The 26,342-nt window shown below is 71.1% G+C and carries 24 protein-coding genes and 1 pseudogene; 10 read left to right on the forward strand and 15 right to left on the reverse strand.

Annotation, left to right across the window (positions count from 1 at the left end):
* Positions 1 to 86: 86 nt before the first annotated feature.
* Complete coding sequence (locus tag ACWCP0_RS11315) at positions 87 to 659, reverse strand: cob(I)yrinic acid a,c-diamide adenosyltransferase (RefSeq protein WP_451078585.1); 573 nt, start codon at positions 657 to 659, stop codon at positions 87 to 89.
* A gap of 29 nt (positions 660 to 688) precedes the next feature.
* Positions 689 to 1,166: pseudogene (locus ACWCP0_RS11320) on the reverse strand (ABC transporter permease); the annotation flags it as partial.
* Positions 1,167 to 1,316: 150 nt separating this feature from the next.
* Between ACWCP0_RS11320 and ACWCP0_RS11325 the strand changes: the two are divergent.
* The 4 genes from ACWCP0_RS11325 (at position 1,317) to ACWCP0_RS11340 (ending at position 6,269) form a co-directional block, all read left to right on the forward strand.
* Positions 1,317 to 1,955 carry a TetR/AcrR family transcriptional regulator gene (locus ACWCP0_RS11325; RefSeq protein ID WP_451078586.1) on the forward strand — a complete coding sequence of 213 codons (639 nt, stop codon included), beginning with the start codon at positions 1,317 to 1,319 and terminating at the stop codon, positions 1,953 to 1,955.
* Positions 1,956 to 2,140: 185 nt separating this feature from the next.
* Positions 2,141 to 2,989 carry a 3-hydroxyacyl-CoA dehydrogenase family protein gene (locus ACWCP0_RS11330; RefSeq protein ID WP_451078587.1) on the forward strand — a complete coding sequence of 283 codons (849 nt, stop codon included), beginning with the start codon at positions 2,141 to 2,143 and terminating at the stop codon, positions 2,987 to 2,989.
* A gap of 234 nt (positions 2,990 to 3,223) precedes the next feature.
* Positions 3,224 to 3,547 carry an STAS domain-containing protein gene (locus ACWCP0_RS11335; protein WP_041984301.1) on the forward strand — a complete coding sequence of 108 codons (324 nt, stop codon included), beginning with the start codon at positions 3,224 to 3,226 and terminating at the stop codon, positions 3,545 to 3,547.
* A 223-nt stretch (positions 3,548 to 3,770) separates the two neighbouring features.
* Positions 3,771 to 6,269 (forward strand): ATP-binding protein, encoded by a 2,499-nt coding sequence (locus ACWCP0_RS11340; RefSeq protein WP_451078588.1) that lies wholly within the window; start codon positions 3,771 to 3,773, stop codon positions 6,267 to 6,269.
* Between the two features lie 854 nt (positions 6,270 to 7,123).
* Here the strand turns inward: ACWCP0_RS11340 and nucS are convergent.
* Positions 7,124 to 7,786 carry an endonuclease NucS gene (gene nucS, locus ACWCP0_RS11345; protein ID WP_451078589.1) on the reverse strand — a complete coding sequence of 221 codons (663 nt, stop codon included), beginning with the start codon at positions 7,784 to 7,786 and terminating at the stop codon, positions 7,124 to 7,126.
* Between the two features lie 285 nt (positions 7,787 to 8,071).
* On the opposite strand from nucS, the gene ACWCP0_RS11350 reads away from it, so the two are divergent.
* Complete coding sequence (locus ACWCP0_RS11350) at positions 8,072 to 8,464, forward strand: SCO5389 family protein (RefSeq protein ID WP_351223147.1); 393 nt, start codon at positions 8,072 to 8,074, stop codon at positions 8,462 to 8,464.
* A gap of 128 nt (positions 8,465 to 8,592) precedes the next feature.
* Here ACWCP0_RS11350 and ACWCP0_RS11355 read toward each other — a convergent pair whose 3' ends face one another.
* Entirely contained in the window at positions 8,593 to 9,624 is a 1,032-nt protein-coding gene (locus tag ACWCP0_RS11355; RefSeq protein ID WP_451078590.1) for an LLM class flavin-dependent oxidoreductase, read from the reverse strand.
* A 217-nt stretch (positions 9,625 to 9,841) separates the two neighbouring features.
* On the opposite strand from ACWCP0_RS11355, the gene ACWCP0_RS11360 reads away from it, so the two are divergent.
* Positions 9,842 to 10,198, forward strand: a complete 357-nt coding sequence (locus ACWCP0_RS11360; protein ID WP_451078591.1) for an ATP/GTP-binding protein — start codon at positions 9,842 to 9,844, stop codon at positions 10,196 to 10,198.
* A 46-nt stretch (positions 10,199 to 10,244) separates the two neighbouring features.
* Here the strand turns inward: ACWCP0_RS11360 and ACWCP0_RS11365 are convergent, their stop codons facing one another.
* The 7 genes from ACWCP0_RS11365 to mce all read right to left on the reverse strand — a co-directional run bounded on the left by ACWCP0_RS11365 (position 10,245) and on the right by mce (position 19,877).
* Positions 10,245 to 11,072 (reverse strand): ABC transporter permease subunit, encoded by an 828-nt coding sequence (locus ACWCP0_RS11365; protein ID WP_451078592.1) that lies wholly within the window; start codon positions 11,070 to 11,072, stop codon positions 10,245 to 10,247.
* Complete coding sequence (locus tag ACWCP0_RS11370) at positions 11,069 to 12,205, reverse strand: ABC transporter ATP-binding protein (protein WP_451078593.1); 1,137 nt, start codon at positions 12,203 to 12,205, stop codon at positions 11,069 to 11,071. The genes ACWCP0_RS11365 and ACWCP0_RS11370 overlap by 4 nt, the downstream gene beginning before the upstream one ends.
* Before the next feature lie 119 nt (positions 12,206 to 12,324).
* Positions 12,325 to 13,104: an ABC transporter permease gene (locus tag ACWCP0_RS11375; protein ID WP_451078594.1), complete on the reverse strand. Its 780-nt coding sequence runs from the start codon at positions 13,102 to 13,104 to the stop codon at positions 12,325 to 12,327.
* Positions 13,105 to 13,107: 3 nt separating this feature from the next.
* A complete protein-coding gene (locus ACWCP0_RS11380; RefSeq protein WP_451078595.1) occupies positions 13,108 to 14,064 on the reverse strand; it encodes an ABC transporter ATP-binding protein in 957 nt (318 codons plus the stop codon).
* Between the two features lie 212 nt (positions 14,065 to 14,276).
* Positions 14,277 to 15,215: a cellulose-binding protein gene (locus ACWCP0_RS11385; protein WP_451078596.1), complete on the reverse strand. Its 939-nt coding sequence runs from the start codon at positions 15,213 to 15,215 to the stop codon at positions 14,277 to 14,279.
* Positions 15,216 to 15,329: 114 nt separating this feature from the next.
* The gene (gene scy / locus ACWCP0_RS11390; protein ID WP_451078597.1) at positions 15,330 to 19,271 is read right to left on the reverse strand and encodes a polarized growth protein Scy; all 3,942 of its coding nucleotides are present in this window, start codon (positions 19,269 to 19,271) and stop codon (positions 15,330 to 15,332) included.
* 165 nt (positions 19,272 to 19,436) lie between these two features.
* The gene (gene mce / locus ACWCP0_RS11395) at positions 19,437 to 19,877 is read right to left on the reverse strand and encodes a methylmalonyl-CoA epimerase (protein ID WP_351223165.1); all 441 of its coding nucleotides are present in this window, start codon (positions 19,875 to 19,877) and stop codon (positions 19,437 to 19,439) included.
* A gap of 147 nt (positions 19,878 to 20,024) precedes the next feature.
* Between mce and ACWCP0_RS11400 the strand changes: the two genes are divergently transcribed.
* Together ACWCP0_RS11400 and meaB are read left to right on the forward strand one after the other, a co-directional pair.
* Positions 20,025 to 21,227 (forward strand): acetyl-CoA C-acetyltransferase, encoded by a 1,203-nt coding sequence (locus tag ACWCP0_RS11400; RefSeq protein WP_451078598.1) that lies wholly within the window; start codon positions 20,025 to 20,027, stop codon positions 21,225 to 21,227.
* Positions 21,228 to 21,253: 26 nt separating this feature from the next.
* A complete protein-coding gene (gene meaB / locus ACWCP0_RS11405) occupies positions 21,254 to 22,210 on the forward strand; it encodes a methylmalonyl Co-A mutase-associated GTPase MeaB (RefSeq protein WP_451078599.1) in 957 nt (318 codons plus the stop codon).
* Between the two features lie 616 nt (positions 22,211 to 22,826).
* On the opposite strand, the gene ACWCP0_RS11410 is transcribed toward meaB, so the two are convergent.
* The 4 genes from ACWCP0_RS11410 to ACWCP0_RS11425 all read right to left on the reverse strand — a co-directional run bounded on the left by ACWCP0_RS11410 (position 22,827) and on the right by ACWCP0_RS11425 (position 25,506).
* A complete protein-coding gene (locus ACWCP0_RS11410) occupies positions 22,827 to 23,303 on the reverse strand; it encodes a MarR family winged helix-turn-helix transcriptional regulator (protein ID WP_451078600.1) in 477 nt (158 codons plus the stop codon).
* Positions 23,304 to 23,439: 136 nt separating this feature from the next.
* Complete coding sequence (locus ACWCP0_RS11415) at positions 23,440 to 24,225, reverse strand: AIM24 family protein (protein ID WP_451078601.1); 786 nt, start codon at positions 24,223 to 24,225, stop codon at positions 23,440 to 23,442.
* Positions 24,222 to 24,872 carry an AIM24 family protein gene (locus ACWCP0_RS11420; protein WP_451078602.1) on the reverse strand — a complete coding sequence of 217 codons (651 nt, stop codon included), beginning with the start codon at positions 24,870 to 24,872 and terminating at the stop codon, positions 24,222 to 24,224. The genes ACWCP0_RS11415 and ACWCP0_RS11420 overlap by 4 nt, the downstream gene beginning before the upstream one ends.
* A 1-nt stretch (position 24,873) precedes the next feature.
* Positions 24,874 to 25,506: an AIM24 family protein gene (locus ACWCP0_RS11425; protein ID WP_451078760.1), complete on the reverse strand. Its 633-nt coding sequence runs from the start codon at positions 25,504 to 25,506 to the stop codon at positions 24,874 to 24,876.
* Between the two features lie 180 nt (positions 25,507 to 25,686).
* Here ACWCP0_RS11425 and ACWCP0_RS11430 point away from each other — a divergent pair, with 180 nt between their 5' ends.
* Positions 25,687 to 26,031 (forward strand): DUF3817 domain-containing protein, encoded by a 345-nt coding sequence (locus ACWCP0_RS11430; protein WP_451078603.1) that lies wholly within the window; start codon positions 25,687 to 25,689, stop codon positions 26,029 to 26,031.
* Positions 26,028 to 26,321 (forward strand): MTH1187 family thiamine-binding protein, encoded by a 294-nt coding sequence (locus tag ACWCP0_RS11435; RefSeq protein WP_351223179.1) that lies wholly within the window; start codon positions 26,028 to 26,030, stop codon positions 26,319 to 26,321. The genes ACWCP0_RS11430 and ACWCP0_RS11435 overlap by 4 nt, the downstream gene beginning before the upstream one ends.
* Positions 26,322 to 26,342 lie beyond the last annotated feature (21 nt).

The raw sequence follows: 26,342 nt of genomic DNA on the forward strand, positions 1-26,342 counted from the left end.
ACCTCTTGGTGCGCCGTCCTCGCCAGGATGCCGCACCTTCCGGGGGCGACCCCCGGGCCCCCGGCAGGGGCGCGGTCGGGACCGTCTCAGCGCTCCCCACCGGGGACCCAGAGGACGTCCCCGACCTCCTTGTTCGCCGTCCTCGCCAGAATGAACAGCAGATCGGATAGCCGGTTGAGGTACGTCGCCGTCAGCGGGTTCATCGTCTCGCCGTGCACCTCCAGCGCCGCCCATGTCGAGCGCTCCGCCCGCCTCACCACCGTGCACGCCTGGTGCAGCAGAGCCGCACCAGGCGTACCTCCGGGCAGGATGAAGGAGCGGAGCTTGTCCAGGTCCTCGAGGAAGCGGTCGCAGTCCGCCTCCAGCTTGTCGATGTACGACTGCTCCACCCGCAGCGGCGGGTACTTCGGATCCGGCACGACCGGCGTCGACAGGTCGGCGCCGACGTCGAAGAGGTCGTTCTGGACCCGGACGAGGACCTTCACGACCTCCTCCGGCAGCTGCCCGAGGGCGACGGCCGTGCCGATGACCGCGTTGGCCTCGTTGGCGTCGGCGTACGCCGAGATGCGCAGATCGGTCTTGGCCGTGCGGCTCATGTCGCCGAGTGCCGTCGTGCCCTTGTCGCCGGTGCGCGTGTAGATGCGCGTCAGATTGACCATGCGGCCAGCCTAGTTACGCGGCCGCCCGATCACGCGCCCGCGGTCCGGAGGACCCGTGTGCCGACCGCCACCCCGAGCGCCGCGAAGCCCACCGCGACGAGCACGCCGTACAGCATGGACCCCGCCGCGTACGCACCCACGTACGCACCCACGTACGCGTCCCGCACCGCGTCCCGCACCGCGTCCGCCGGATAGCGGAACGGCATGACGTGCGACAGGGCGTCCAGCCGGCCGGGTGCCAGCGCCATAGGCAGCATCAGCGCGGACAGCAGCATCGACGGCAGGGTCACGGCATTGACGACCGGCCCGAACTCGTGCGGCGTGGAGACCTTCATCGCCAGCGCGTACGACAGCGACGCGAGAGCGACCGTTATTACCGCGAGGAAGGCGAAGCCGACGAGGATGCCGCCGAGCCGGCGCCCGCAGCCCCATCGCCAGCGCGGCCAGCACCAGCAGCACGGGCTGGAGGAGCAGGACCGCGGCGTCGCGCAGCACCCGGCCCAGGAGTGACCGCTTCGACGGGTCCGCTCTTCGTGGTGAACGTCCGGGCCAGGCCGGAGGTCGTGAGGACTGCCGTGCTCCAAGAAAAACAGAGCGAATGAAATGTTGCAACGACATCAAAAATCAAGGATCTCCATCGAGGGCTACGATGAACGCATGGCCGAGGGACTCAGGGAGCGGAAGAAACGCCAGACCAGGCAGCACATCTCGGATGTGGCCACGGGCCTGTTCATGGAGCGCGGCTTCGACGCGGTGACGATCGCGGAGATCGCGCAGGCCGCGGACGTCTCCGTCAACACCGTCTACAACTACTTCCCGGCCAAGGAGGACCTCGTCTTCGATCGCGAACCCGGGCTCGTCGAGCCGCTCGCACGCTGGGTTCGCGCGCGGGACGCGGGCGAGTCGGCGGCCGCGGCCGTGCTGCGCGAGTTGCGCAGCGAGGTGGAGGCGGTCTCGCCATCGGTCGGACTGATGGACGGGTGCGACCGATTCCTCCGTGTCATCCACAACGCTCCGTCCCTCCAGTCCCGGGTGCTGACCTTCCAGCGGGAGACGGTCACCAAGCTCGCGCAGGCCCTGCGCGAGGAGACCGGGACCGCCCCCGACGACCCGATGCCGTTTCTGATGGCGGGACAGATCGACTGGGTGTACGAGACGGTCATGGGCGCCATCGGCCGGGAGATGATGGCCGGCCGCCGGCCCGCAGAGGTCTCCCGCGAGGTCCTCGGTCTCATCGACGAGATGGAGGATCTGCTCAGCGAACGTGTACTCGGCTACGCGGTACGGCTCACCTGACGGCCCGCAGGCGGTGTGATGTCCGTCATGGAAGACGGGCGCTGCGGCCTGAAGAGCCTCGTTGAGGGGCGGTGGTCGGGTGATCGCCGGGCGTGACGCGCATCTCTTCACCGCCACACGGCCGCTCACGGACGCTAACCTCCGGCAGAGATCCGATAGGTAAACGTGTGTTAAGGGGTGCAGCAGTGGCCGGGAAGCTCGCCGTCATCGGGGCCGGACTCATGGGGTCCGGCATCGCGCAGGTCTCCGCCCAGGCGGGCTGGGACGTCGTCCTGCGTGATGTCACCGACGCGGCCCTGACGCGCGGCACCGACGGGATCAAGGCGTCGTACGACAAGTTCGTCGCCAAGGGCAAGCTCGAAGCCGCCGACGCCGAGGCGGCGTTGGCGCGCATCACCACCACCACCGACCTCGACGCGGTCGCCGACGCGGACATCGTCGTCGAGGCCGTCTTCGAGAAGCTCGAGGTCAAGCACGAGATCTTCCGGGCGCTCGACAAGCTCGTACGGGACGAGGCGGTTCTCGCCTCCAACACCTCCGCCATCCCGATCACGAAGATCGCGGCCGTGACGGAGCGTCCGGAGCGTGTCGTCGGCGCCCACTTCTTCTCGCCCGTCCCGATGATGCAGCTCTGCGAGCTCGTCCGCGGCTACAAGACCAGCGACGAAACCCTCGCCCTCACCCGCGAGTTCGCCGAGTCCGTCGGCAAGACCTGCATCGTCGTCAACCGCGACGTCGCCGGCTTCGTCACCACGCGCCTCATCTCGGCGCTCGTCGTCGAGGCCGCCAAGCTGTACGAATCGGGCGTCGCGACCGCCGAGGACATCGACATCGCCTGCAAGCTCGGCTTCGGCCACGCCATGGGCCCGCTGGCCACCGCCGATCTGACCGGCGTCGACATCCTGCTGCACGCCACCAGCAACATCTACACCGAGTCGCAGGACGAGAAGTTCGCCCCGCCGGAGCTGATGCGCCGGATGGTTGACGCCGGTGACATCGGGCGCAAGAGCGGGCAGGGCTTCTACAAGCACTGACCGCGCCATTGACCACACGTGGACCCGTGTCGACCGCACGGGTCTGCGCACCATCACCCCACAGGGTGAATTCGGTATCGGTTCGCTTACGGGCGGCAACTTCTCCGCCCGTACGGCAGTCAGTTGTTGCACAAAGAGACCGCACGAACACGGCGGACGGCTGACGCGGACAGCGGACGGCAGACGGAAGCTGTAGACAGACCTGACGGACAAAAGCACTCTCAGGGAGCGCATATGCACATCAGGGGCGACCACGCCGAGCTGGTCGTCGGGGGCCGCCTCGACGTACGCAGCGCGGCGGACGCCCGCACCGTCCTGCACTCGGCCGTCGACGACGGAGTCGGCGACCTGGTGCTCGACCTGACCGACCTCGACTCCTGGGACGCCACCGGACTCGGCGTCATCATGGGCGCCCACCGACGGGCGGGCCGCTGCGGCCGACGACTCGTCCTGCGCGGCGTGCCGCCGCAGATGCAGCGCCTTCTGGTGGCCACCCGACTGCACCGGATCCTGGCCATCGAGGGCGGAATCGCCGCAGAGTCCCTGCCGCGGGTCTGATCGGCCCACACTCCGCCAGGGACGCACAATCCTCACGAGATTGTGACGTCCTGGGCGGCCCGGCACCCCGGCTGTTCCTGGATACTCGGCGACGGTCTAGGGTGCGGTCGCCTGCCGATTCACGTACCCATTGCGGCGGGCACCGGACCAGAAGCGACAGCGGAGCGTGCAGACCGGCCGGGAGGGGCTTCCGCACGAGACGCCATCTGGGGGGCTTTGACCTATGGACCCGATGAACCGGGGGCCGGAAGAAAACGGCCACGACAACGACCGCTTCGACGACGCCGAACGGGAGCACGACCGCGCCGGCGCCGGCCCGCAGCGCCCGCCGCGCGACGCGGTGACTCCCGAGTTCGCCCAGAAGACACCCGCGCTCGCGCGCACTGCCCGTCTCGTCTCCGGCGACCTCCTGCTCACCGTCAACCCCGTCGACGGCAGCGAGATAGAGCCCTGCCCGCCGGGACAGCAGCCCACCGCGCCCGCCCGGCACAACGCCAGGGAGCGCGACGAGCTGCGGCGCGCCGCCCAGCCGCCGGTGCCGCCAGGGCCCGCAGCACCTCCGCTGCCGATCCTGGAGCGCGACGAGGAGCGTGAGCGGCTCGTACGGCTGCTCGGGCGTGGCCGCTCGGTCCGGCTGACCGGGCCCGCAGGTTCCGGCCGTACCACCCTTCTTGACATCGTTTCCGCCGACTGTGCGAACCTCGCACCCGACGGCGTCGTACGCCTCTCCGGCTACCACCGCACGCCCACCGAGCTGCTGTACGAGCTCTTCGCCGCCGTGCACAGCGCGCCGCAGCACCGACCCGACCGGGCCCGGCTGCTCGAACTGGTCCGTGAGATCGGCGCCGTCGTCGTGGTCGACGACCTCGAATTCGGCGGCAGCGCGCTCGACGAGCTGCTCGGCGCGACGCCCGAATGCGCCTTCCTGCTCGCCGCGGCGCCCGATGCCAGCGCGCCGTCGCCGGACTCCCATCTCGAAGAGGTGTTCCTCAAGGGGCTGAGCCGCAGCGCCGCGCTCCAACTGCTGGAGCGGGCCGTGGAGCGGCCGCTCACGGACGACGAGGCGAACTGGGCCGGCGACCTCTGGTTCGAGTCGGAGGGACTGCCGCTGCGCTTCGTGCAGGCGGGAGCGCTGCTGCGGCAGCGCGACGCGCTGCGCGTACCGGACACGGAGAGGGACGAGGACGAGGACGGCGAGAACGTCTTCGCCGACAGCCACGACGCCCCGCTGCCGACGCTGGGGGAGGGGGCGGCGCCTGCGGCGCTCCTCGCGTCCCGGCTCAGCGAGTCGGCGCGCGAGACCCTCCGGTTCGCCGTCGCGCTCGGTGGCGAAGTGCCGCACCAGGCCCATCTGCCGGCGCTCGTCGGCGACACCCATGCCGATGCCGCGCTCGGTGAGCTGACGAGCTGTGGGCTGCTCACGCCCGTCGGCTCCCGCTACCGGCTCGCGGCGGGCGTCGCCGCGCAGCTGGAGGCCGCAGGATACGGCGAGGCCGCGCTCGACCGCGCCCACACCGCCGCCCAGCACTACGCCTGGTGGGCCGGCCACCCCTCGGTCTCGCCGCAGCGGGCCTCGGCCGAGGCGGATACCGTTCTCGCCTCGCTGGCCGCGATCACGCCGGGGCGCGAGGCGGGGCACCCGAGCGCCGCTGTGCTGCTCGCACGCAGCGCGGCGCCCGCGTTCGCGGCGGGGCTGCACTGGGCCGCCTGGGAGCGGGTCCTGCGGAGCGGGCAGGAGGTGGCCCGCGTCGCGGGCGAGGTCGCCGAGGAGGCGTACTTCCACCACGAGCTCGGCGTACTCGCGCTGTGTTCGGGGAATCTGGACCGGGCGCGCGCGGAGCTGGAGGCCTCCATCGCGCTGCGCGGCGCGCTCGCCGACAAGCGCGGAACGGTCGCCGGGCGGCGGGCCCTTGCGCTCGTCTCCGACCGCGCGGGAGGCCTCGCAGCCGGCGGGCACTCACCCGCGGGCGAGGAGGTGCCGGCCGCGCGCCACGAGGAGTCGGCGTCCCCGCCCGGTGGCGTCCCGGCGGTGGTCCCGCAGGAGGAGCCCCTCGTCACCCGTCGCGACACCACCCCGGCGTCGCTGATCGCGAACGTCCGCCGCACGATCCTGACGGGTGCACGCCGCAACATGGTCGCCGCCGGCGCGGGAGCGCTGCTGGCCGCGGTCCTGGGCACGGTGGTGACCCTGGGCGCGACGTCCAACCCCGAAGACCCCGCGGACCGGGTGACGAACGAGCAATCGGCGAACGAGGACGACGGCGGGGACGGCCTCAACGCCGACGAGCCCACCGAGGACTCCACGCGTCGCCCGGGCGGCGATGCGACCCCGGTCAGCCCTGGGACGCCCGGCAGCTCGCAGCAGCCGGAGTCCGGCGAGGTCGACCCGCCCGGCGATCCGGCCACGGGCAGTCGGCCGACGGCCGGCTCCTCGACGCCGGGCGGACGCCCGACTGTGCCCGACAGGCCGTCGACTCCCGGTTCGTCGCCGTCGCCGACCGGCCCGAGTCCCACCTTGTCGACAACGCCCCCGAGCACGCCACCCTCGACACCGCCCAGCACGCCCCCGAGTTCCCCGCCGCCGACGTCGACCTCGCCCGGGAGTTCGACATCGGCGAGCGGACCGGCGCCGACGTCGAGTGAGCCGTTGAGCAGCAGTGCTCCTGGCTCCACGGGCCCGTCCGACTCCGGCAGCAGCTCTTCGTCCCCGACGGTCATATGACCTGAGGAAGGGGGCATGGAGGCCATCCCCGGCCGTCGGCACGAGCGCGTAGCCCACGATGACAGGCGGTACCACGTCGTCCGCGGCAGCGACGGCGAACGATCACCGACGGCGGTACGACGACGGGCGGCACGTCGGACGGCGCGGGCGGCGGCACGACGTCGGGCGGCACGACCACGAGCGGCTCGCCGGCCTGACGGGCGGTTGTCCGCTACCCGGCCCCATCCCCCGAACCGGGGGCCCGGGGGCGGATGAGCGGGGACCCCGCCCCGCCCCTCGGGTGGGGAGCGGCTACCGGGCTGACATCCGTGGCCGCCCCGGAGGCTGTGCGAGGGCTCTGCCCCGGAACCCCCGGGGCGGGCAGCGGTTCGCGGCCTGATGGTCTCGGCCCTCGCCGGGGCGGGGGCCATGAGGGCTCCGCCGCCCCGTACCCACCGGGGCGGACGAGTGGTTCACGAGGGCTGCTCCCAGCCCCGTGAGGGCTGCGGGAGCATTGCCCCGCGCGGGCCGGACCCCTGGTTCGTCGGCAGCCGTCCCCGGAGCTTCGTCCGGGAGGTACCTCCAGGAGTCCCTCAGGGCGAAGTTCTGGGGAGGTGGGGTACCTCTCGTGCCCGAAGGGCTGTGGAAGAGGGTGGGCACAGACCGCCCATCGGCCCCCGGACGGGCACGCACCCTCGGAGGCGACAGGGCCACCCACCGGCCCGCAGACAGCGCATGCACCCCCGGCTGAACCCGCCGGAAGCCGCAGGCGCACTGGGTGATGGGTTCCCCGGGACCACCGGTCCGCCTGTCACGGAGGGCCCGCCGAGGTCCGGGTCCGGCAGTGCGCCCCCGGGCCCGACGGGGGTACCCCGTCAGAACAGGCGCAGCTTGTCGTCCTCGATGCCGCGGAGGGCCTCGTAGTCCAGGACCACGCAGCCGATGCCGCGGTCCGTCGCCAGCACCCGGGCCTGAGGCTTGATCTCCTGCGCGGCGAAGACACCGCGGACCGGGGCGAGATGAGGATCCCGGTTCAGCAGCTCCAGGTAGCGCGTGAGCTGCTCGACACCGTCGATCTCACCGCGCCGCTTGATCTCGACCGCCACCGTCGCACCGTCGGCGTCGCGGCACAGGATGTCCACCGGGCCGATCGCCGTGGGGTATTCGCGGCGGATCAGGCTGTAGCCGTTGCCGAGTGTCTCGATCCGGTCCGCCAGGAGCTCCTGGAGGTGCGCTTCCACGCCGTCCTTGATGAGACCCGGGTCGACGCCCAGTTCGTGGGACGAGTCGTGGAGGACTTCCTCCATCGTGATGATCAGTTTCTCGCCCGCCTTGTTCACCACGGTCCAGACGTTGTCGTCCCCCTCCTTCAGCGTGCAGGGAGGGGACATCCAGTTCAGTGGTTTGTACGCCCGGTCGTCGGCGTGGATGGAAACGCTGCCGTCGGCCTTGACGAGGATCAGCCGGGGGGCGGAGGGCAGGTGGGCGGTGAGCCGGCCCGCGTAGTCCACGGAACAGCGGGCGATGACGAGACGCATGGTCCGCAACGCTACTCGACGGACCGGGGTCCGCGCGATTCGCGCCTTCGTACGCGACCGACCTTGGCCGAGACTCTTCGGGTCGCCCCTCTTGTCCGCAATCGTTATTGGCCGGTTGTGTTCCCATTCTCCTGGTGCCGACCAGACAGCACGCCTAACGTGGAAGCAGGAGGTTGTCGGCCGTGCACTCTGCGTCGTCGTGATCGACGCTGCTCAGTCATGCGCCGCCGTCCTCCTTCCCTGCCCGTAAGACCCCGGCTCCCCGGGGTCGCGAGAGGAGAACCCATGTCGCTCGACGTCTCACCGGCGCTGTTGGAACAGGCCGAGCGAGGCGAGGTCGACGAAGCTGAATTCGTCGACTGCGTCCGGACCTCCCTGCCCTACGCATGGGAGATGATCAGTTCTCTGGTGGCTCAGCTGAAGGTGGACGGCGGGGACTTCGCCGACAACCAGACGCCGCCGCCGGACGAGCAGGCACGTGGTCAGCTGTTGCGCGCGCTCGCGAGTGACGCCATCCGGGGGGCCCTGCAGCGGCACTTCGGTGTACGGCTCGCATTCCAGAACTGCCACCGCGTCGCGGTGTTCCCGCTGGACCCCTCGGTGGACGAGCGGCTCGCCCGCTTCACCTCCGTACGGGCCCAGCTGCTCAATCAGTCGCCCGAACTGCGCGACTGCTGATGTCTTTTGCTGCCGCTCCGCATCACCGGAACCATCCACGTGAGCACGGATGCCGGGGCGGCAGCGTTCGCCGGAACGACGGGCCGGCGCGGGGAGTGCGGGCCGTACGAGACGTGCGGCCCGCACGCTCAGCACAGCTGCGGCAGCACCTCGGCGCCCAGCCGCCGGACATTCTCCTCCGTCGCGGCCAGATCGCCGGAGCCCTCGACGAGCAGCGCGAAGCGCGTGATGCCCGTACGCTCCGAGGTCGCCGCGAGCCGGTCGGCCGCCAGCCGCGGGGGGCCCACCGGATGCAGCCCGCACAGCAGCTCCGTGTACGCCACGGGGTCGCGCATCGAGCGCAGGCGTCCGTCGACCGTGACATGGGCGTCGAGGCCCATCTTCAGCCACCCCGGCATCGCCTTGACCAGGGTCTCCTCGGCCTCCGCGCGGCCGTCGGCGATCTGGGCCACACCGGCCGACACATGCCCGGCACCCGCGACGAGGTCCGGCGGGTGGCCCGCGTCGAGCGCGTGCCTGCGCCACAGCGCGACCATCTCCGCCTTGTCCTCGTCGCCGCAGTGCATACCGAGGAGCATCGGCAGCCCACGCTCGCCGGCGAGCCGGACGCTCGTGGGGGAGGTGCAGGCCACGATGACCTCCGGGCCCTCGGCACCTCCGTCGAGCAGCTCGCCCGCCCTTGGTACGACGGCGACTTCACGGAATCCGAATCGTTCACCCTCGGCCGACACCCGGGGTTCGCGCAGCCACCTCAGCAGCAGGTCCAGCGATTCGGGGAACCCCTTCTCGTACGCCTCGAGCCCGGAGCCGAAGACCTCCAGATCGACCCATGGCCCGCCACGGCCCACCCCGAGGGAGAACCTCCCTCCGGAGGTGACGTGCAGCAGCGCCGCCTGCTCGCCGAGTGCCACGGGATGGGCGGTCGGCAGGACGCTCACCGCTGTGCCCACCCGGATCCGCTCGGTGCGGCCGAGCAGAAGAGCGGCAAGGGTCACGGCCGACGGGCACACCCCGTACGGTACGAAGTGGTGCTCGGCCAGCCAGACCGAGTCGAGGCCGGCCGCCTCCGCGGCCTCGGCGGACCGCACCGCCCGGTGCAGCGCCTCCCCCTGGCCCTGGCCCGGGAACTGGGCCGCCAGTACAAAAGCTCCAACGCGCATCGTCTTCTGCCTCCTTGCGGCCGACGCGGCACTCCCCCACACAGGCAACAACGTCTGACACGTGCCAAAGGCACGGCCGCGCATGAAGTTGTTGCGATTTTCCGGTAACTGGCCCCTATGGGTGCCGGAGTACCGCCCGGTGCGGGACGCCTACCCACGACCGAGGCCCGTAGGCTTGAGGGGAATCTGTCCGGTCCGCCGCCCCGTGAGGTGTCACGTGTCCCCGCGCCGCAACCGCCCCCGTGGCGGCGAGAAGCCGACCGACCGCGCGAGCGGGGGGTCCCTCCCAGGCGAAGCTCTGGGGGCGGGCGACCGCTACGGAGGCGTGCAGCGGACCGAAAGCTGGCAGGGCGAGGACTGGGCGGTACGCCATGTCGCCGGGGCGAGCTCCGTCGGCAAGCGCTACCGCTGCCCGGGCTGCGACCAGGAGATCGCGTCCGGTATGCCGCATGTGGTGGCCTGGCCGGAGCACGGCGGCGTCGACGACCGGCGCCACTGGCACAAGGCGTGCTGGAGCGCGAAGGACCGCCGCACCTCGCGGGTGCAGCGGTCCCGTAACGCGCCCAGGTACTGAGCCGGATCAGTCGCTCAGGCGCCGCTCGGACAGCGCCGGACGTCGCTCAGACATCGCGCTGGTGGAGCGTGAGGTACGCGCCGCCCATCGCGACCGCCGTCACCCCGAGCATGATCAGCAGCGGCTCCCAGCCCGAAGGGCCGCTCGTGCCCGTCGCTGATTCGCCGTAGAGGGCGATGATCTCGCTCGGGATCGAGTACTCCAGCAGGGCCTCCTGGAGCCCTGCCAGCGACTCGGAGAACATGAACATGGCGGCCACCAGCGGCAGCAGCATCAGCCCGATCATGATCGTGATCGCGCCGGCCGAGTGACGGATCATCGCCCCGACGGCGAGGGCCAGCAGCCCGAGCAGGGCGAGGAACAGGCCGACACCGACGGTCGCGCGCAGCCAGTCCGAGCCCGACGCGGGAGAGGCGTCCACGAGTGCCGTCTGGAGGGCGGCGACGAGCGTGGCGGTCACCGTGGTGATCGTGAAGACCAGCACGAAGAAGACGATCGCCTTGGCGGTCAGGACCCTGGCGCGGCTCGGGCACGCCGTCAGCGTCGTACGGATCATGCCCGTGCCGTACTCGGAAGCGATCGTCAGCACGCCGAGGGTGATGACACAGATCGATCCGAGGAGCACACCGAAGAAGCCGAGGGTGAGAGCCGACTCGCCCTGTGTGCCGACACCGGAGGCCGCGACGATCGCGGCGATGGCCGAACCGATACCGACCATGAGCACGATCATGACGCCGAGCGTCCACATCGTGGAGCGCACGGAACGGATCTTGGTCCACTCGGAGGCGAGGGCGTCACCGAGGTGGGCCCTGCGCACCGGGATGGGCGAGGCGTAGGCGGCGTCCGGCTGCTCGTAGGAGGTGGGGGCGGTCATCGGGCGTCCTCGGGCTCGTTCGGGTCGTCTGCGGGCGCGGGTGTGGGCGCTGCGGGTGCGGACCGGACCGTGGGCGCCACGGGCCCGGCCGAGTAGGGCTGCGCGGGCGGTGGCGGGGCGTACCAGCCCTGCTGCGGCACGTCGGGGATGACGACAGGCTGCAGCGGCGGGGCGTACCCCACCGGCGGCTCCTGCATCAGCCCGGACTTCCGGTCGTCCGTCGAGCGGTAGTCCACGGCGCCCTGCGTCATCCGCATGTACGCCTCCTCGAGCGAGGCCTGGTGCGGCGACAGCTCCCAGAGCCGGACATCGGCCTCATGCGCCAGATCACTGATCCGGGGCAGCGCGAGACCGGTCACCCGCAGTGCCCCGTCCTGCTCCGGCATGACCTGCCCGCCCGCCTCGGTGAGGACGGCCGTGAGCTTCTCCCGCTGCTGGGGCTCGGGCTGCGGCGTACGCACCCGGGCGAAGCCGGCCGAGTTGGCCGCGATGAAATCCTTGACGCTCATGTCGGCGAGCAGCCGGCCCCGCCCGATCACGATCAGATGGTCCGCGGTGAGCGCCATCTCGCTCATCAGATGCGAGGACACGAAGACCGTACGGCCCTCGGCCGCCAGCGACTTCATCAGATTGCGCACCCACAGGATGCCCTCGGGGTCGAGACCGTTGACCGGCTCGTCGAAGAGCAGCACCTTCGGGTCACCGAGCAGCGCGGCGGCGATGCCGAGCCGCTGCCCCATGCCCAGCGAGAAGCCGCTGGAACGGCGCTTCGCGACGTCCTGCAGCCCCACGACACCGAGCACCTCGTCCACCCGGCGGGCCGGGATGCCGGAGAGCTGCGCGAGCGACAGCAGGTGGTTCCGCGCGCTCCGCCCGCCGTGCACGGCCTTGGCGTCCAGCAGCGCGCCCACCTGCCGGGGTGCGTTCGGCAGCTGCCGGAACGGGTGACCGCCGACCGTGACATGTCCGGAAGTCGGCTGGTCGAGGCCGAGGATCATACGCATGGTCGTCGACTTGCCGGAGCCGTTGGGTCCGAGGAAGCCGGTGACGGCACCGGGCCGCACATGGAAGGAAAGGTTGTCCACGGCCGTCTTGGCGCCGTAGCGCTTCGTCAGGCCGACTGCCTCGATCATTCTCCAGCCCCATCGACAGGTCAGGTCGTCGGGGCACGGACCGAACAGGACCGCACGCCCCCGTAAGAGTTAGGAGGATATCCAGCCCTTGACGGTTCCGGCCAAGACGTGCGAATGCGTCATGCGTCCCGCTTCTTGATGACCGCGTAACCGCCGAGCAGCGCCACAGCCACCCAGATCAGCATGATGCCGAGGCCACCCCACGGGCCGTACGGCGCCGGGTCGCTGTTCATGGCGTCCGGGACCACCTGCATGATCTTCGCGCCGGCCTGGTCCGGGAAGTACCGGGCAACGTCCTTCGCGTAGGGCACGGCCGACAGGATCTGGGAGACCAGGAAGAAGAACGGCATCAGGATGCCGAGCGACAGCATCGAGCTGCGCAGCATCGCCGCGACGCCCATCGAGAAGATGGCGATCAGGCCCATGTAGAGCCCGGCGCCGATCACGGCGCGCAGGACGTTCTCCTCGCCGATGGTCGTGCCGTAATCGCCGAGCAGCGCCTGTCCGAGGAAGAAGGAGAGGAAGCTCGTCGCCATCCCCACCACCAGCGCCAGCAGTCCGGCGACCGCGATCTTGCTGAAGAGGAACGTGGCGCGCTGCGGTACGGCCGCCAGCGACGTACGGATCATTCCGGAGCTGTACTCCGTGCCGACCACGAGCACGCCGAAGACGACCATCGCGAGCTGGCCCAGCACCATGCCGGAGAAGCTGATCAGCGTCGGGTCGAAGGTGGCCCGCTCCGGTTCCGGCAGATCGTCGAAGGTCGCGGACATCAGTGCGCAGAGCCCCGCGCTCAGGGCGACCGTCACGACGAACGCGCTCACGAGGGTCCAGGTGGTGGAGGAGACCGTACGGATCTTGGTCCACTCGGACTGGAGGACGGCGGGTACCGATGCCATGGGTCAGGCTCCCTTGTTGCGCGGGGCCCACTGCGGGGCGGTCGTTCCGGTGTCGGTGGAGTGCGCGTGGTATTCGACCGCGCCCGCCGTCATCTGCATGAAGGCCTCCTCCAGCGAGGCTCGCTGGGCGCTCAGTTCATGCAGCACGACGCGGTGCTCGGCGGCCAGCTCACCGATCTGCTCGGTGGTGGCGCCGTCGATCTCCAGCGTGCCGTTGCCCGACTCGACGGCGGTCAGACCCTCCTTGTGGAGGACATCGCGCAGCCGCTCCTGCTGCGGGGAGCGGAGCCGCACATAACTGCGGGAGTTCTGGTGGATGAAATCGGCCATCGACGTATCCGCGAGGAGCTTGCCCTGGCCGATCACGATCAAGTGCTCGGCGGTGAGGGCCATTTCACTCATCAGATGCGAGGAGACGAAGATCGTCCGCCCCTCGGACGCGAGCAGTTTCATCAGATTGCGGATCCAGTGAATTCCCTCGGGGTCGAGACCGTTGACCGGCTCGTCGAAGAGCAGCACCTGAGGATCTCCGAGCAGCGCGGAAGCGATTCCCAGCCGCTGCCCCATGCCGAGCGAGAAACTCTTGGACTTCTTCTTCGCGACCGGCGTCAGTCCGACGAGATCGAGGACCTCGGCGACCCGCCGCTGCGGAATCCGGTTCGCCTGCGCGAGGCACAGCAGGTTGTTGTACGCACTGCGCCCGCCGTGCATCGCCTTGGCGTCCAGCAGCGCGCCGATGTACTTGAGCGGTTCCTCGAGGTCCCGGTAGTGCTTGCCGTCGATCCGGACCGTGCCGCTGGTGGGATTGTCCAGGTCAAGCATCATCCGCATGGTCGTCGACTTGCCCGCGCCGTTGGGCCCGAGAAAGCCGGTCACGACGCCGGGGCGCACCTGGAACGAGAGGTGGTCGACCGCGACCTTGGCGCCGAAGCGCTTGGTGAGACCCTCGAGCTCGATCATGCGTTCACGCTACGGGCGGGGGGTGTCCGCCGCCACCGCTTTTGGTTACCAGGTGCTGATGACGGCGGATACCGCTGGTTGTGCCGACAGGTCCGTACGACGGGCACGCACGGGCAACGGCAGCCGCAGGCACCCGCGAACGCAAACGCCCGTGCCCGGCGCCGTGAAGGCACCGGGCACGGGCGACGCGTACCGCCTGCGCGGGAAGGCGACTAGCGGGTCTGCTGGGCCGGCACGCCCCGCGAGATCGGCTCGTCGTCCGCGGGCGTACCCGCGGCGGCGACCGCGGCACCCGTCAGCGTCGCGAGCATCTCGCGGACGTTGGTCAGCTGCGCGTTGATCGAGTCGCGACGGTTCGTCAGCGCCGCCAGCTCGCGCTCGGATTCCGAGCGGATCCGGTCCGCCTTCGCGTTCGCGTCCGCGACGATGTCCTCGGCCTGACGCTGCGCGGTCTCCACCGTCTGGCGCGCGCGGCGCTCCGCGTCCGTACGCAGCTTCTCCGCCTCCAGGCGCAGCTGCTCCGCGCGGTGCTCGATCTCCGCCAGGCGCTTCTCGGCCTTCGCCTGACGCGACGCCAGGTCACGCTCGGACTGCTCGCGGCGCTTGGCCAGGTTCGTCTCGAAGTCGGCCGCCGCCTGCGCGGCCTTCGCGCGGGTCTCCTCGAAGAGCGCGTCCGCCTCCTCGCGCTTCGACTGGGCGTCCTTCTGCGCGTCGGCGCGCAGGGAGTTCGCCTCGCTCTGGGCCTTCTCGACGATCCGGACGCCGTCGTCCTCGGCCTTCTGCTTGCGCTCGGAAGCGAACGCCTCCGCATCGTTGCGCACCTGTTGGGCCGCCGACTCGGCGAGCTCGCGGTGCTGCTCGGCGGCGCGACGGGCCTCCTCGCGCAGGTCCTTCGCCTCCTCCTCGGCGAGGCGGAGGATCTTCTCGACGCGTGCACCGAGTCCGGCGTACGACGGCTCCGCGTCGTTGACCTGGGCCTGGGCATTCTGCGTCTCGAGATGGAGCTCCTCGATGCGCTTTTCCAGAGAGTTGATCCGTGCAAGAGCACTGTCACGATCGGCGACGAGTTTGGTAATGCGGTCATCCACCTGACCGCGGTCGTACCCACGCCGCACGAGCTCGAAGCCGAAGGGGGAGGAAGTGTCGCTCATGGGGTTCCTGTCGAATGAGACCGGTGAGGTGTTAGAGGGAATCCTAGGCGCCGAGGCGGCGTGTCATCGAGCGGATGCCCGTTTGATATGGAGAATGTCCAGCCTTTTGAGTGGCTAGCCCTCGGAAGGCTTGCTACTCGAACGTGTAACCCCCGCTGCCGCACCCGCCTTGACCCCGCCCGCGCCGGAGCCGCCCCCGGCTCCGCCCTTGCCGGTCGGCGCCTCGAACGACTCCAACGCCTCCAGCACGTCCTGGACACGGGAGATCTCCGCCTGGATGTCCTCGCGCCTGCGCACGAGCACATCGAGTTCCCGCTTGCCGTCCGCGATCATGCGGTCGGCCTCGCGGTCCGCCTCCGCCTTCACCTGCTCGGCGGCGCGGGTCAGCTCGGCCTTCTTCTGCTCGGCCTCCTTGAGGAGCGCCTCGGCCTTCTTCACCGCGGCGATCCGCACCTTGCCGGCCTCGGAATTGGCGTCGGAGACGAGCTCCTTCGCCTTCGCCTCGGCCTCGGCCTGCTGCTCGTTCGCGGCCTTGATCAGCTGGTCGCAGCGTTCGCCCGCGGCCTTCATCTGCTCGGCGGACTCCCGACGGGCCCGCTCGTGCAGCTCCTCGACCTCGCTCTCGACACGGGCCTGCAGCTCCTCCGCGCGCTCCCGGATGGCGGTCGCGTCGCTGCGCGCCCCCACCAGCAGTTCGTCGGCGTCCGTGCGGGCCTTCTCCACCAGGGAGTTGCCCTCGACGGTCGCCTCGGCGACCAGCCGCTCGGCCTCCTTGCGGGCTGCGCCCACCATCGTGTCGGCCTGCTCCTCGGCCTCGGTGGTGGCACGCAGCGCCTCCTCCTGGGCCTTGGCCATGAGCTGGTCCGCCTGCTCGGCGGCGTCCGCACGCCGCTTCGCCGCGTCCCCACGGGCCGCGTCGAGCGTACGGTCCGCCTCGTCCCGGGCCTCGGCGCGCATCTGCTCCGCCGCGCTCTCGGCATCGGCGCGCACCCGCTCCGCCTCGGCCCGGATGCGCTCCGCGGCCTGCTGGGCGGAGCCGACGGTCTCGGCCGCCTCGGCACGGATCCGCTCGGCCTCGGCGGTCCCCTCCGCGATGAGCTGGTCGGCCTGCTCGGCCGCGTCGGCACGGCGCTTGTCGGCGGCCTGCCGGGCCTCGTCCAGCATCTGCTCGGCGTCCGAGCGGGCGGCCGCACGCAGGCCCTCGGCCTCCGCCTCGCCGTCCATCTTGACCTGCTCGGCCTCGGTGCGCAGCCGCGCCGCGTCCTGCTCGGTCTCCGACAGCAGCTCCGCCGCCTCGGTCGTGAGCCGGTCCGCCTGCGCCGCTGCTTCGGAGCGGATGCGGTTGGCGTCCTCGCGGGCCTCCGCACGGCTCCGCGCCGCGTCCTGCTCCGCGGAGGCGACCGCGTCCGACGCCTCCGTACGCATCCGCTGGACGTACTCCGCGGTGTCCGAACGCAGCCGATCGGACTCCTCGATGGCCTCGTTCATGGTCCGCTCGGCCAGCGACTTGGCGGCCTCCGACTCCTCGTCGGCGCGGGCCCGGATCCGGTTCGCGTCCTCGGTGGCGCGCTCCCGCTCCGCGTAGGCGTCGGCGCGGACCCGGTCCGCCTCCTCCTGCGCCTCGGTCCGCGTACGCTCCGCGGCGTGCTCGGCGGCGCTGCGCAGCCCGGTGATCTCCTGCTCGGCCTGCTCCTGGAGCCCCGACACGGAGTCGCGCACCTGCTGGGCGGTCTGCTCGGCGGCCGACACCATCTCGGTGGCCCGCCGGTCCGCCTCCTCGACCAGGCGCTGCGCCTCGGCCTGCGCCTCCTCGACCCGCTTGCGGGCGGAGGCCAGCAGTTCCTCGCTCTGCTCGCGGGCCCGCTCGCGCTCCTGGTCCGCCTCCGTACGAGCAGCGGTGAGGATCTCCTCGGCCTCGCGGCGACGCCGGTTCGCCTCCTCCTGCGCGGCGGCCAGCGCCTCCGTGGCCTCCTGGCCGACGCGCTCGGCGGCGGCCGCGGCCTCGCCGCGGACCCGGTCCGCGCTCTCCTGCGCCTCGGTCCTCAGCCGCTCCGCCTCGGCGGCGGCCTCGGTCTCCAGCCGTACGGCGACGGCTTCGCCCTCGGCGCGCGAGGCCGAAGAGTCCGCGGCCGCCTCGTCGCGCAGCCGCTGGGCCTCCTGCTCGGCCTGCGCCTGGAGCGTACGGATCCGCTCGGCGGCCTCGCTGCGCAGCCGCTCGGTCTCCTCCGCGGTCTCCCTCCGGAGCCGCTCGCTCTCCGTGCGGGCCTCGGACAGCGCCTGCTCGGCGGAGACGAGCCGGGTCTCCGCCTCCGTGTGCAGCCGGGTCAGCTCCTCGTCGGCCTCCCGGCGGCGGGCGACGGCGGCGCGCGCCGCTTCCTCGCGCGTCTCACGTGCCGCGGACTCCGCCTCGGCACGGGTGTGATCGGCCTGCTCCTCGGCCTCGGCGCGCAGCCGGTCCGCCTCGGCGCGCGTGCGCTCCAGCGTCTCCTCGGCCTGCCGGCGCAGCGTCGTCGCCCGCTCGATCGCCTCCGTACGGACCCGCTCGCTGTCCGCGGTGGCCCCTGAACGGACGTCGTCCGCGTCGGCCTTCGCCTTGGTCAGCAGCTCCTCGGCGGTCCCGGCCGCCTCCTCGATCTGCTGGACGGCCTCGCGGCGCGCCTCGCTGCGGATCCGCTCGCCCTCGGCGACGGCCTCGGAGCGCAGCTGCTCGGCCTCGCCGCGCAGCCGGCGCGCCTCCTCCTGCAGTTCGACCGTCTTGGCCCGGTACTCCTTGGTGTCGTCCTTCGCAGCGCCCTTGAGCTCCTCGGCCGTGTCATGGGCCTGGGCGCGCAGCCGGTCCGCCTCGGTCTCGGCCTCGTGGCGGATCCGCTCGGCCTCCTCGGTGGCCTTGCGCGTGGTGGCCTTGGCCTCCTCGGACGCCTTGTTGAGGACCTCCTCGGCGGTGCGGGCGGCCTTCGCGAGCTGCGCCGCGGAGTCCTCGGCGGCGATCGTGCGGGCCTTCTCGGCGGCTTCCGCGAGGACCTTCTCCGCCTCGGCGCGGGCGTCCGCGAGCGCCTGCTCGGCCTCGGCCTTGAGGGACTCCGACTCCTTCGTGGCCTCGCCGACCAGCCGGGCGATCTCCGACCTGGCGGTGCGGGTGCGCTGCTCGTTGGCAGACTCGGCGGCCGTGAGCGTCTTGTGCGCGGCGTCCTTGGCCTCGGTGACGACCTTCTCGGCCTCCGCGCGGGCCTCGCGCAGCTTCTCCTCGGCCTCATGGAGCCGCTGCTCGGCGGCGCGGCTGAGTTCCGACGCCTGCTGGCGGGCCTGGTCGGACTCGGCGCTGGTCGTGGAGCGCAGCTGCTCGGCGTGGGTGGTGGCCTCGTGGGCCTGCGTCGACGCGGCGTTCAGCAGCCGCTCGGCGTCCTTGCGGGCGCGCAGCAGGATCGCTTCGGCTTCGCCGCGGGCCGACTCGGCCTCGGAGCCGAGCCGCCCCCGGGTCTCCTCGGCGACGCGGGTGGCCTCGGCGCGTGCGGCGGCCAGCGCCTGCTCGGCCTCGGCGCGCGACTCGTCGAGGAGCCGGCGGGCCTGGGACTCGGTGCGGGCCCGCAGCTGCTCGGCCCAGGCCACGTTCTCGTTGACGTGCGCCTCGACGGTCTGGCGGCGCTCGGCGAGTTCCTGGTCGAGTCGCTGGCGGCGCTGGTTGGCCTCGGCGTGCAGCTCGGCCTGGAGGCGGGCCTGGTGCTCGGCGTGCTCCTGGAGGATGCGCTGCGTCTGCGCCCGGGCCTCGCGCAACTCCCGCTCGGCGTCCGAGCGGAGCTGGTCGGCCTGGATCTGGGCGTTACGCAGCATCTGCTCGGCCTGGTAGCCGATGTCGGCGCTGTCGTACGCGGGACGGGACGCGAGAGCGCGGCGCGCCTCGTGCAGCTTGGCGCGCAACACCTCGACCTGGTATCCGAGGTCCTCGGCGTGCTGGACGGCCTTCTCCCGCTCGGTCTTCAGCCGGTCCATCTCGGCTTCGAACCGCGAGAGGTGGTCGTCGTCAGCTCGGTGGCTCTCCTGGCGTTCGTAGCCCCGCACTGCGCGGTCCCATCCGTCCCCTGGTCGCAAGTCTCTACAGTCGAGCACCGTTCGCCGGGAACGGCCCCCCGGGGAATGGTGTCAGATCACAGTCGAGGACGTGGCGCGACCCCGTTCCGGCCCCGGCCCGGAGCCGCCCACTCTACCGGGCCAGGAATCCGGAGGTCAGTGCTCCGCCGAGGACGGGTCGGCGGACGTGACGAGTTCCGTGAGCACACCGTGGCAGTCCTTGGGGTGCAGGAACGTGATCCGCGAGCCCATAGAACCGATGCGCGGCTCGTCGTAGAGGACCCGTACGCCCTTGTCGCGGACGGACTGCGCGTCGCCGTCGACGTCGGCCGTGCCGAAGGCGATGTGGTGCACACCCTCACCGTTCTTGGCCAGCCACTTCCCGACCGCGGAGTCCTCGCGGGTGGGCTCCAGGAGCTGGAGGTACGAGGCGCCGCCGTCCGAGGTCTCATTGATCTTGAGCATGGCCTCGCGGACGCCCTGCTCCTCGTTGACCTCGGTGTGGAACACCTCGAAGCCGTACGTGGCCCGGTAGAACTCGACAGTCGTGTCGAGGTCGAAGCAGGCGATCCCGATGTGGTCGATTCGCGTCAGCATGGCTCCAGTGCAGCGCCCGGGCGATGGTTACGCAACGTGCGCGCCATCACACCGGCTGCCCGATGACCCGGACACGAACCGCTCAGTACAGTTCAAGTAAACCCTCGTTCACTCCTCAGCCGCCGTGCTGGAAGGGGATCCCCTCTCATGTCTGGAACGAACAGCACCACCTCCGTGATCGTTGCCGGTGCCCGTACCCCCATGGGGCGGCTGCTCGGCTCGCTGAAGTCCTTCTCGGGGGCCGACCTGGGCGGCTTCGCGATCAAGGCCGCGCTGGACCGCGCCGGGATCGGCGGTGACCAGGTGCAGTACGTGATCATGGGCCAGGTGCTCCAGGCCGGGGCGGGGCAGATCCCGGCCCGCCAGGCCGCGGTCAAGGCCGGCATCCCCATGAGCGTGCCCGCGCTGACCGTCAACAAGGTGTGTCTGTCCGGCCTCGACGCGATCGCCCTGGCGGACCAGCTCATCCGTGCGGGTGAGTTCGACGTGATCGTCGCCGGCGGCCAGGAGTCCATGACGAACGCGCCGCACCTGCTGCCGAAGTCCCGTGAGGGCTTCAAGTACGGCGCGATCGAGATGCTCGACGCGATGGCGTACGACGGCCTCACCGACGCCTTCGAGGGCATCGCCATGGGCGAGTCGACCGAGAAGCACAACACCCGCCTCGGCATCGCCCGGCCCGAGCAGGACGAGATCGCCGCTCTGTCGCACCAGCGCGCCGCCGCCGCACAGAAGAACGGCCTCTTCGAGGCCGAGATCACGCCGGTCGAGATCCCGCAGCGCAAGGGCGAGCCGGTCGTCTTCAGCAAGGACGAGGGCATCCGCGCCGAGACGACGGTCGAGTCGCTCGGCAAGCTGCGCCCGGCCTTCGCGAAGGACGGCACGATCACGGCCGGTACGTCGTCGCAGATCTCAGACGGTGCTGCCGCGGTCGTCGTGATGAGCAAGGCCAAGGCCGAGGAACTCGGCCTCGAGTGGATCGCAGAGATCGGCGCGCACGGCAATGTGGCGGGCCCGGACAACTCGCTCCAGTCCCAGCCGTCCAACGCGATCGCGCACGCCCTCAAGAAGGAGGGCCTGGAGGTCTCCGACCTCGACCTCATCGAGATCAACGAGGCGTTCGCCGCGGTTGCCGTGCAGTCAATGAAGGACCTCGGGGTATCCCCCGAAAAGGTGAACGTCAATGGTGGTGCGATTGCCCTGGGGCACCCCATCGGCATGTCCGGCGCGCGGGTCGTCCTGCACCTGGCGCTGGAGCTGAAGCGGCGCGGAGGCGGGATCGGCGCGGCGGCGCTGTGCGGCGGCGGCGGTCAGGGTGACGCGCTGATCGTCCGCGTACCGGCCAAGTAAGTCCTGTCGAGAACGGAGCACGCACGATGGTGGACGTCGCCCAGCTGGTCGCCCAGGCGCGAGAGGGCCGGCCGCGGGCCGTGGCCCGGCTGATCTCACTCGTCGAGGGGGCGTCCCCGCAGCTCCGTGAGGTCATGGCGGCGCTCGCGCCGCTGACCGGCGGCGCGTACGTGGTGGGGCTGACCGGTTCGCCGGGTGTCGGCAAGTCGACGTCCACGTCCGCGCTGGTGACGGCGTACCGGCGGGCCGGGAAGCGGGTCGGCGTCCTGGCCGTCGACCCGTCCTCGCCCTTCTCGGGCGGGGCGCTGCTGGGCGACCGGGTGCGGATGTCGGAGCACGCGTCCGACCCCGGCGTCTACATCCGGTCGATGGCCACCCGCGGCCATCTCGGCGGCCTCGCGTGGGCCGCGCCCCAGGCCATCCGCGTCCTGGACGCGGCCGGCTGCGACGTGGTGCTGGTGGAGACGGTCGGCGTGGGCCAGTCGGAGGTCGAGATCGCCTCCGAGGCCGACACGTCGGTGGTGCTGCTCGCGCCCGGCATGGGCGACGGCATCCAGGCCGCGAAGGCGGGCATCCTGGAGATCGGCGACGTGTACGTCGTCAACAAGGCGGACCGCGACGGCGCCGACGCGACCGCGCGCGAGCTCAACCACATGCTCGGGCTGGGCGAGTCCCGTGCGCCGGGTGACTGGCGGCCGCCGATCGTGAAGACGGTCGCGGCGCGGGGCGAGGGCATCGACGAGGTCGTCGAGGCCCTGGAGAAGCACCGGGCGTGGATGGAGGAGCACGGCGTCCTCGCGGAGCGGCGCACCCGGCGGGCCGCGCACGAGGTCGAGACGATCGCGGTCACCGCCCTGCGCGAGCGCATCGGCGACCTGCGCGGCGACCGCCGCCTGGACGCGCTGGCGGCCCGCATCGTGGCGGGCGAACTCGACCCGTACGCGGCGGCGGACGAACTGGTGGCGGGCCTCACGACCACGTGACGCCTCCGGCGGGGTGCCCCGCCGGAGGGGCACCCCGCCGGCGAGGTGGGCGGTACCCGTGAGTGGGCCGGTGTGGTCCGTCCTCAGGCTCCCCCTGCACCCTGCGGCGTGGGGGGACCCCCGGACGGGCTCGGTGCGGCGGCTGCCGGTGGGTGGTGGTGCGGGGCCCCTCCGGACTCGCCTCCTCGAAATCGGTGGGTACGGCGTGAGCCCGTACGGGGGAGCGGTTTCTGCGGGGGCGACCCTGCACGGCCCGCCCCAGGTTCGCTCCCGGCTGCGGCCCGGTGGGTGGGTACGAACCAGGTGGCCGCCCACCGGGGTCGGCCCCCACCGGTAACCATGCCCGGGGCGCGCAGGGGTCGTGTTCGGGACACCGAAGCGTGATGTGTGGCGCGCGGCGCTACCGGCGACCGTGGGGTACTGGGTGCGCGCCGTACATCATGCCGTCCCGGATACGAGCCCCGGAGCGGCCCCGGGACGGCAACCGATCCGGCGTGGGCGACCCCGTCACACCCAGCGCGTCCGGCGTTCGAGGACGGACACCCCGGCCCAGCCGGCGGCAGGGGGGCGCCCCCATGCCCCGAACCGGGGGCGCGGGGGCGCCGGAGGGTCCCCGTCAGACCTTGCCGCGCCGCCCGCGCAAATGGTCGGCCACCGGCTTGAGGGCCTCGCTCAGATCCGCGAGCGCCTCCGGCGACAGCAGGCCGATGAAGTGCTGGCGCACGGACTCGACGTGGTGCGGCGCGACCTTCTGCATCGTCTCCGTGCCGTGGTCGGTCAGGACGGCGTACAACCCACGGCGGTCGGACTCGCAGTTCTCCCTGCGGACCAGGCCCGCGTTCTCCATACGGGTGATCTGGTGGGAGAGCCGGCTCTTCGACTGGAGTGTGGCCGCGGCCAGGTCACTCATGCGCATGCGCCGGTCCGCGGACTCCGAGAGATTCACGAGGATCTCGTAGTCGTTCATGGTCAGGCCGAACGGTTGCAGGTCCTTCTCCATCTGGTACGTCAACAACCTGTTGACATCCAGATACGTGCGCCAGGCGCACTGCTCCGTATCGCTCAGCCAGCGCGTGGCCGTCTCGGTCTCCATATATGGATACTACCCTAAGAAGTTGAAAGACGGACGAAGTCATCGGGTGTGACGCCCGGCGTCCTTGTGTCCACGGTCTCCATGGTCCCCCACACAAGGGCGCAGACGTTCGACGTCACACTCCGCAGACTACCGCTCACAGCCCGAAGCGACGCTGGAGGTCCCCAAGCTGGCCGGGAAGGCGCGGGGAGGACCCGTGCTGACCGGGTGTCGCGTGGCCCCCGTGGCCCCCGCCCGGCACTCCGTCCGCGTGCGGGACGGTGCCCGTCGCCTGCTCGGGCATGAGCGTCTCCGTGGACTGGAGAAGTACCGTCCCCGCGCCCACGAACTCGAACTGGTGCTCCTCGCCCGACGCCCCGCCGATCCCCGCGAGCTGTCGCAGGCCGCCCATGACGCCGCTCATGTAGCCGTGGTCGTAGTGGTGGCACGGCGACGGGCAGTCCGCCCAGCCGACCAGCGCCTGCGGGTCCACCCGGATCGGCGGCTCCATGAAGACCACCGGACCGTTCGACGCCGCCACGAACTTGCCCGTGCCGATCAGCGTCAGAAAGCCCGGCACGATCGACTGCTTCAGCGCCAGCGACGGCTGGTAGGCCAGCAGATTCCCGGACCGGATCGTCAGATTGCCGTCCTCCAGGTCGTACGAGTTCACGTCGAACGCCCGGTCGGCGAGCAGCATCTTGCCGCTGCCCTCGGCCACCACCCAGTCGCTCGCGTGCAGCGGCGAGTGGAAGCTCGTACGCATCAGCCGGTCGAGGCGACCGTGCCCGATGCCGTTGAACTCGATCTGCCCGTAGTAGGCGATCATCTTGCCCTTCTGCAGGAACCACTGGGAGCCCTTGAGCTCCACGCAGAAGGTGTAGGCGTTGACGTTGTCGTCGCTCGGCAGGGTCATCGGGTCGAAAATCACCGGCGTGCTCACAGCTTCTCCTCCGACGCCTGGACGTACACCGCACCACTGCCGCTCAGCTCCAGCTGGAACGCCTCGCCCGAGCCGCGCCCCACCATGTCGCGCCAGCCGAGCGCGGTGGAGAGCTTGTTCCGCACGTCGCCGTGGTGCGCGACGTACGCCTGCGGGTCGACATGGACCGGCCGGCTCGGAGTGATCGGCAGCTCGATCACCCCGCCGTGCGCCATGACCGCGACCGCGCCGTGCCCCTTCAGCGTCGTGGTGAACAGGCCCTGGCCGGTGACCTGGCCGCGCACCATGCCCATGACTCCGCCCTGCGAGCCCATGAACATCGTGCCCTGCTGCAGCGTGCCGTCGAAGGCGAGCAGCCGGTCGGCCTCGACGTAGAGGGAGTCGCCGGTCAGATTGATCACCTGGATGTGGTGGCCGCCGTGGCCGAACATCACCGTGCCGCTGCCCTCGACCGTCATCAGCGGGGTCGCCTCGTCGGCCACGCGCCGGCCGATCATCGACATCAGGCCGCCCTGGCCGCCCGCCATGTTCGGGGTGAAGGACACCTCGCCCTTGTACGCGAGCATCGCGCCGCGCTGGCTGTACATCTTCTGGCCGGGGACGACCGTCGCCTCGACCACCTTCGAGTTGATCTCACGGAAGGGCATGTCACACGTCCCCTGCGATCGTGTTGCGCTCGCTCGGCTGTACGTACACGAGCCCGTCGCCCTCGAACCGGATCTGGAACGCCTCACCGCCGCCCTCGCCGAGCAGCGTGCGGAAGGTCACACCGGACTGGAAGCTCTGCTGGACGTTGCCCTGGTGCGCGATGTACGCGCCGGGGTCGACCGAGAGCGGGTACTGGGGGGTGACGCGCAGCACCACGGCAGGCCCGTCCGACATGATCGCTGCCTGGCCCGTGCCCTCGAGGGTCGTCGTGAACAGGCCGTTGCCGGTCGCGCCTCCGCGCAGGCCGGTGAAGCTGGTGCCGGTGCGCAGCCCGCCGTCCGTGCAGAGGAGATTGCTCGACTCGACGTACAGCTTGTCGCCGTGCAGCGAGACGAGGTTGATCTCGGACGCGCGGTCGGCGAAGTAGCAGGTGCCCTGGCCCTTCACCTCCATCATGGTCATCTGCTCGCCGGTGAGGCGGCGGGTCACCATGCCTCGGATGCCCTCACCGCCGCCGGACAGTTTCTTGAACGCCATCTGGCCGTCGTACGCGACCATCGACCCGTTCTTCGCCTTGACGGTGTCCCCGGTCATGTCGACGGCGAGCACCTTGCTGCCTTGAAGTCGGAACATTGCCACGGGGTGACGGTACTGGGCGGGGGACGTTTTGGGACAGGCCCCTCGGAACGATCACGACCCCGACCCGACCCCGAAGCCACCCGGAGTAAAGACCAGGGGAAGCGCGGTGCCACAATGGCAGCGCTTGTGCGTGCGTTCACAAGACCGCCGACCCCTCCACCGAAGGTGCCTTTCGTGGACATCAAGACCGCCTCCTCCCTCCACCGCCTCCGACTCGTCTCCGCGCCGGAGGCCGTGTCGTTCCTCGTGCTGCTCGTCTGCTCGGTGCTCAAGCGCACGACGGAGTTCAATGCCGTCCCGGTCATGGGCGCGATCCACGGCGTGCTCTTCGTCCTGTACGTGATCTTCTGGCTGGACGCCTGGAACCGTACGAAGTGGACGTTCGGGACGGCCGCGCTCTACTTCGTCCTGTCCGTGCTGCCCTTCGGCGGCTTCGTCGCCGAGCGCAAGCTCAAGCGCGCCGCCGAGGACGCGGTCATCGCCGCCCGCGCGCGCCGCGAGGGCACGGTGAGCGCGTGATCGTCGCCTTCTCCGTCACCCCGCTGGGCGTCGGCGAGGACGTCGGCGAGTACGTCGCCGACGCCGTGCGCGTCGTCCGCGAGTCCGGGCTGCCCAACCGCACGGACGCCATGTTCACCTCCGTCGAGGGCGAGTGGGACGAGGTCATGGACGTCGTCAAGCGCGCAGTCGCCGCCGTCGAGGCCCGCGCGCCGCGCGTCTCCCTCGTCCTGAAGGCGGACATCAGGCCCGGTGTCACGGACGGGCTGACCAGCAAGGTCGAGACGGTGGAGCGCCACCTGTCCGCCTGAGCCGCAGCACCGGAGAGCCCC

This window comes from Streptomyces sp. NPDC001970 (assembly GCF_053594115.1).